The following is a 6292-nucleotide window of genomic DNA, read 5'->3' as shown; positions in this document are numbered from 1 at the left end:
ATAAATTGTTAAAGAGCAGGTGCGACGCGGCTTTCAGCTCACCGTCGCGAGGTGGCGTATATTACGCTTTCCTCTTTTTGAGTCAAGCCTTTATTTTCGCTTTCCTCACAGACTTCTTAACGAAGCCTTTCTGACCAGGCGGCCTGTATGCCGTTGTTCCGTGTCAGTGGTGGCGCATTATAGGGAGTTATTAGAGCCTGACAAGACCTAAATGCAAAAAAAAGCTCAACCGTTCACTTTTCAAACAACATTTGAACCAAAAGCCTATTTTCGCCTGGTTTTTAAACAAAAACGAGCCCGTCAGGGCCCGTTTTATTCAAATTTGTGACTTACTGCACTGCCACAATACGATCATCATTGGCTTCAAGGCGAATCACTTTGCCAGGAACCAGTTCACCAGACAGGATTTGCTGCGCCAGTGGGTTTTCGATCTGCTGTTGAATAGCACGTTTTAACGGACGCGCCCCGTAGACCGGATCGTAACCGTTGGCGCTCAACAGTTTCAGCGCCTCGTCGGAGATATGGATTTCATAACCACGTTCTTCCAGACGTTTGTACAGACGCTGCAGCTGGATCTGAGCAATAGAAGCGATGTGTTGTTCACCTAACGGATGGAATACCACAACTTCATCAATACGGTTGATAAATTCCGGACGGAAGTTTTGGCTAACCACACCCAGCACCATCTCTTTCATTCGACCGTAATCCAGTTCGCCAAAGCGCTCCTGAATGAGATCGGAACCGAGGTTAGAAGTCATAATGACCACCGTATTACGGAAGTCGACCGTTCTCCCCTGCCCGTCAGTCAGTCGACCGTCGTCCAGCACCTGCAACAGAATGTTGAATACATCCGGATGCGCTTTTTCCACTTCATCCAACAAGATGACGGAATAAGGGCGACGGCGCACCGCTTCCGTCAAATAACCGCCTTCTTCATAGCCGACATATCCCGGAGGCGCCCCGACCAAACGAGACACGGAGTGTTTCTCCATAAACTCAGACATGTCGATACGCACCATCGCGTCGTCGCTGTCAAACATAAAGTTAGCCAGCGCTTTACACAGTTCGGTTTTACCGACCCCCGTCGGCCCAAGGAACAAGAAGGAACCAATCGGACGATTCGGATCGGACAGCCCCGCGCGGCTACGACGTATGGCGTTCGATACTGCTTCAACGGCTTCATTCTGCCCGATCACACGGCTGTGTAACTCTTGTTCCATACGCAACAGTTTTTCACGTTCGCCTTCCAGCATTCTGGCGACCGGAATACCGGTCCAGCGCGCCAGCACTTCGGCAATTTCCGCATCCGTTACTTTGTTACGTAACAGACGCATGGTTTTACCTTCCGACTGGGTCGCGGCTTCCAACTGTTTTTCCAGCTCCGGAATTTTGCCGTACTGCAGTTCAGACATTCGCGCCAGATCGCCCACACGACGCGCCTGCTCAATGGCGATCTTCGCCTGCTCCAGCTCCGCTTTAATAGTTTGCGTACCAGAGAGCGACGCTTTTTCCGCTTTCCACTCTTCTTCTAACTCAGAGTACTGGCGCTCTTTATCGTCCAGTTCTTCATTCAGCATATCGAGACGTTTTTTACTCGCCTCGTCAGACTCTTTCATCAACGCCTGCTGTTCCAGTTTGAGCTGAATAATGCGGCGGTCGAGCCTGTCCAGCTCCTCCGGCTTAGAGTCAATCTGCATACGAATGCTGGATGCCGCTTCATCGATGAGGTCGATAGCTTTATCCGGCAACTGACGGTCGGCGATATAGCGGTGAGACAATGTTGCCGCCGCCACAATCGCCGGGTCAGTGATCTGCACATGGTGGTGCAGCTCGTAACGTTCTTTCAGGCCACGCAGAATAGCAATGGTGTCTTCCACTGAAGGTTCTGCGACAAACACTTTTTGAAAACGACGTTCCAGCGCCGCGTCTTTTTCAATGTACTGACGGTATTCATCCAGCGTGGTGGCGCCCACACAGTGCAGTTCACCACGCGCCAGCGCCGGTTTCAGCATATTCCCGGCGTCCATTGCGCCATCGGCCTTACCTGCGCCAACCATGGTGTGCAGCTCGTCAATAAACAGAATGACGTTGCCTTCCTGTTTCGCCAGATCGTTCAGCACGCCTTTCAGACGCTCTTCAAATTCGCCGCGATATTTCGCTCCGGCCACCAGTGCGCCCATATCCAGCGCCAGTACGCGGCGACCTTTTAAGCCTTCAGGGACTTCACCATTAATAATGCGCTGCGCCAGCCCTTCAACAATTGCCGTTTTACCGACCCCTGGCTCACCGATTAACACTGGGTTGTTTTTAGTACGACGTTGCAGCACCTGAATGGTGCGGCGAATTTCTTCATCACGACCGATAACCGGATCGAGCTTGCCCTGTTCGGCGCGCTCGGTCAGATCGACGGTATATTTTTTCAAGGCCTGACGTTGGTCTTCAGCCCCTTGATCGTTCACGCTTTCACCTCCGCGCATCTGTTCAATTGCCTGAGTGATATTGGCCGTGGTCGCACCGGCTGATTTCAGCAGATCGGTTAACGTGCCGCGAGACTCAAGCGCCGCCAGAACAAACAGCTCTGACGAAATAAAATTGTCCCCCCGTTTTTGCGCCAGCTTGTCGCAAAGGTTCAGTACGCGTACCAGTTCCGAAGAAGGCTGTACGTCGCCGCCGGTGCCTTCCACCTGCGGTAAACGGCTCAGCGCCTGATCGATAGCGGTGCGCAACTGGCCAGCATTAATGCCGGCGGAGGTTAATAAAGGACGTATCGATCCCCCTTCCTGGTTCAGCAAGGCGCTCATTAAATGAAGAGGTTCGATGAATTGGTTGTCGTGCCCCAGCGCAAGCGACTGGGCATCGGCAAGAGCAAGCTGGAATTTGTTAGTAAGACGATCCAGACGCATAACTCCTCCCATAACAGGTCAAAATTGCTACTGGAGATTAAATGAGGTCATCCCTCAATTATTCAAGGTGAATGACCTGAATTATGTGAAAAGAAAGTTACCCGTACCGGATCGTCTTGATTCTTTAGGTTATATCAGCCAAATAAAACTTGCCATACGACCTGTCGTCTTGTCGCGACGATAAGAGAAGAAAGTCTCACTTTCGCTAAAGGTGCAGCGATCCCCGCCATAGACATGTTCAACGCCGGTATTCGCCAGACGTTGGCGTGCAAGCTGATAAATATCCGCCAGAAATTTTTCCCCGTGCGGCAAAAATGCGCTATCGGCTTGCGCATCTTTTGCTAAAAATGCGTCACGCACTTCCGGCCCCACTTCAAACGCGGTCGGGCCGATCGCCGGACCTAACCAGGCGATGATATTTTCTGGTTTGTCAGCAAAGCAGGTGACAGTTTCCTCCAGTACGCCTTCACATAATCCGCGCCAGCCCGCATGAGCCGCCGCCACTTCTGTTCCCTCACGGTTACAGAATAGCACAGGCAGGCAGTCTGCCGTCATTACCGCGCAGACGGTTCCTGGCGTATTGCTGTAAGACGCATCCGCACGTTTGGAGGCATAAGGTTCCCCGGTAAGCCTCAACACATTTTTACCGTGAACCTGTTCAAGCCAGACAGGTTTCGAAGGCAGATTGCCCGCCGCAAACAGACGCTTGCGGTTCTCTTCAACATGCTCCGGGTTATCGCCGCAATGCGCGCCCAGATTCAGCGAGTCGTAAGGCGGTAAACTCACCCCGCCAATACGGGTAGAACTACAGGCTGCGACGCCTTTCGGCAGCGGCCACTGCGGGACAATCAGTGCATTCATAACCAGTCCACATCATCTTTATGATCTTCGAAATCGGCGCGCATCGCATCGATAAGGTCCACCATATCTTGTGGAATCGGCGCGTGCCACTCCATTTCGATACCCGATACAGGATGGTAGAGACGCAGCATCGTTGCATGAAGCGCCTGGCGGTCAAACTTACGCAGCGTGGAAATAAACTCTTCCGATGCGCCTTTCGGTGGACGTGGACGACCACCGTAGACCTGATCGCCCACTAACGGATGCGTAATATGCGCCATATGCACGCGGATCTGGTGCGTACGCCCGGTCTCCAGACGCAACCTAAGACGCGTGTGCACACGGAAATGTTCCATAATGCGGTAGTGGGTCACCGCCGGTTTGCCCATAGGATGCACCGACATATGGGTACGTTTGGTCGGGTGACGACTGATGGGTTCATTCACCGTTCCTCCCGCCGTCATATGTCCGATCGCGACCGCTTCATATTCGCGGGTGATCTCGCGCAGCTGCAAAGACTCCACCAGGCGCGTTTGCGCCGGAACGGTTTTGGCCACCACCATCAGCCCCGTCGTGTCCTTATCCAGACGATGCACAATGCCCGCGCGCGGAACATCCGCAATCGGCGGATAATAATGTAGCAACGCGTTCAGTACCGTACCGTCCGGGTTACCCGCGCCAGGATGTACCACCAGATCGCGTGGTTTGTTGATAACCAGAATATCGTCATCTTCATAAACAATATCTAACGGGATATCCTGCGCTTCAAAACGAATCTCTTCGTCGATCTCCGCATCAATAGCCACCCGCTCGCCGCCTAACACTTTTTCTTTTGGCTTATCGCAAAGTTGACCATTGACCAACACGCGCTGATTCAAAATCCATTCTTTTATACGCGAACGTGAATAATCCGGGAACATTTCGGCCAAAGCCTGATCTAAGCGTTGACCGAGTTGGTTTTCGGAGACCGTTGCGGTGAGTTGTACTCGTTGTGCCATATACAGCTTCTTCGTTTAACGTTGGGTTTTACGGCTTTGCCGTTTAATATAGTGTGCTATTGTAGCTGGTCTTAACCGGGAGCAGGAACAGAGAATCTCCCGTAAAACATTTTGAGGAAAGTCAAAACGTCATGACGCGCATGAAATATCTGGTGGCAGCAGCCACGTTGAGCCTGTTTCTGGCGGGTTGCTCGGGTTCAAAGGAAGAGGTGCCCGATAATCCGCCGAATGAAATCTACGCGACTGCTCAGCAAAAGCTGCAGGACGGTAACTGGAAACAGGCAATAACGCAATTGGAAGCGTTAGATAATCGTTATCCATTCGGACCGTATTCTCAGCAGGTGCAGTTGGATCTTATCTACGCCTATTACAAAAACGCCGATTTGCCGCTAGCGCAGGCCGCCATCGATCGTTTTATGCGTCTTAATCCAACGCACCCTAATATTGACTATGTCATGTACATGCGCGGCCTGACGAACATGGCGCTGGATGATAGCGCGCTGCAAGGTTTCTTTGGCGTCGATCGCAGCGATCGCGATCCGCAACATGCTCGGGCGGCGTTCAATGACTTTTCGAAACTGGTACGCAGCTATCCTAATAGCCAGTACACCACCGATGCCACTAAGCGTCTGGTATTCCTGAAAGACCGTCTGGCGAAATATGAATATTCCGTCGCAGAGTACTATACCGCGCGCGGCGCATGGGTTGCGGTCGTAAACCGGGTAGAAGGTATGCTACGCAATTATCCTGATACGCAGGCCACGCGCGATGCGTTGCCGCTGATGGAAAACGCCTATCGTCAGATGCAGCTGAATGCGCAGGCTGACAAAGTCGCGAAAATTATTGCCGCTAACAGCAAAAACACCTGAAGCAATACCAACAAGCAAAACGGCAGCCTTCCGGCTGCCGTTTTTTTATTCGGTATCTGATGCAACAGAAATGATTTCACTGCAACGCATCCAGTCAAATATGGCCTGCTTTCAGCCATTCCTCAAGTAAAAGATCGCTTCTTCCTGCGATGCCTCACAAAAAGTTCGCCTTGACAAAAAGTGACAAAATAATGTGATTTACATCACACATTTTGACATTAAGAACGGTATGCTGGAATCACCAAGACGGGAAAGACAAGAGGTAAAATTTATGACAATGAACATTACCAGTAAACAAATGGAAATTACTCCGGCAATCCGCCAACATGTCGCAGACCGTCTCGCCAAACTGGAAAAATGGCAAACTCACCTGATTAATCCTCATATCATTCTGTCTAAAGAGCCACAGGGCTTTATTGCTGACGCCACCATTAATACACCGAACGGACATCTGGTCGCCAGCGCAAAACACGAAGATATGTATACCGCTATTAATGAATTGATCAACAAGCTGGAACGGCAGCTCAATAAAGTGCAGCACAAAGGCGAAGCCCGTCGTGCCACCGCATCGGTGAAAGATGCCAGCTTCGTCGAAGCAGAAGAAGAGTAGTCCCTTACATTGAGTGTATCGCCAACGCGCCTTCGGGCGCGTTTTATTTCACTGTAGCACACTGAAATAAAA

The 6292-nt window shown here is 51.4% G+C and carries 5 protein-coding genes; 2 read left to right on the top strand and 3 right to left on the bottom strand.

Going from position 1 to position 6292, the window contains the following annotated elements; genetic code table 11:
- Window positions 1–329 precede the first annotated feature (329 nt).
- The 3 genes from clpB to rluD all read right to left on the bottom strand — a co-directional run bounded on the left by clpB (window position 330) and on the right by rluD (window position 4741).
- The gene (clpB, locus tag ACLJRH_RS23060; RefSeq protein ID WP_001235092.1) at window positions 330–2903 is read right to left on the bottom strand and encodes an ATP-dependent chaperone ClpB; all 2574 of its coding nucleotides are present in this window, start codon (window positions 2901–2903) and stop codon (window positions 330–332) included.
- A 129-nt stretch (window positions 2904–3032) separates the two neighbouring features.
- Entirely contained in the window at window positions 3033–3764 is a 732-nt protein-coding gene (yfiH, locus tag ACLJRH_RS23055; protein ID WP_000992639.1) for a purine nucleoside phosphorylase YfiH, read from the bottom strand.
- On the bottom strand, window positions 3761–4741 hold the full coding sequence (gene rluD / locus ACLJRH_RS23050) for a 23S rRNA pseudouridine(1911/1915/1917) synthase RluD (RefSeq protein WP_000079130.1): 981 nt from the start codon (window positions 4739–4741) through the stop codon (window positions 3761–3763). The genes yfiH and rluD overlap by 4 nt, the downstream gene beginning before the upstream one ends.
- Window positions 4742–4872: 131 nt before the next feature.
- On the opposite strand from rluD, the gene bamD reads away from it, so the two are divergent.
- Both bamD and raiA read left to right on the top strand, forming a co-directional pair.
- Complete coding sequence (gene bamD, locus ACLJRH_RS23045) at window positions 4873–5610, top strand: outer membrane protein assembly factor BamD (protein WP_000197660.1); 738 nt, start codon at window positions 4873–4875, stop codon at window positions 5608–5610.
- Window positions 5611–5881: 271 nt separating this feature from the next.
- Window positions 5882–6220 carry a ribosome-associated translation inhibitor RaiA gene (gene raiA / locus ACLJRH_RS23040; RefSeq protein WP_000178449.1) on the top strand — a complete coding sequence of 113 codons (339 nt, stop codon included), beginning with the start codon at window positions 5882–5884 and terminating at the stop codon, window positions 6218–6220.
- Window positions 6221–6292: the final 72 nt, after the last annotated feature.

The organism is Salmonella sp. SAL04162 (assembly GCF_046551535.1).
GTDB lineage: Bacteria > Pseudomonadota > Gammaproteobacteria > Enterobacterales > Enterobacteriaceae > Salmonella > Salmonella enterica.
This window is presented reverse-complemented; position numbering and strand designations above follow the sequence as displayed.

What these genes read in the sequence shown, in the direction of transcription:
- clpB (WP_001235092.1), bottom strand. Translation starts at nt 2,903, where the DNA reads ATGCGTCTGGATCGTCTTACTAACAAATTCCAGCTTGCTCTTGCCGAT.
- yfiH (WP_000992639.1), bottom strand. Translation starts at nt 3,764, where the DNA reads ATGAATGCACTGATTGTCCCGCAGTGGCCGCTGCCGAAAGGCGTCGCA.
- rluD (WP_000079130.1), bottom strand. Translation starts at nt 4,741, where the DNA reads ATGGCACAACGAGTACAACTCACCGCAACGGTCTCCGAAAACCAACTC.
- bamD (WP_000197660.1), top strand. Translation starts at nt 4,873, where the DNA reads ATGACGCGCATGAAATATCTGGTGGCAGCAGCCACGTTGAGCCTGTTT.
- raiA (WP_000178449.1), top strand. Translation starts at nt 5,882, where the DNA reads ATGACAATGAACATTACCAGTAAACAAATGGAAATTACTCCGGCAATC.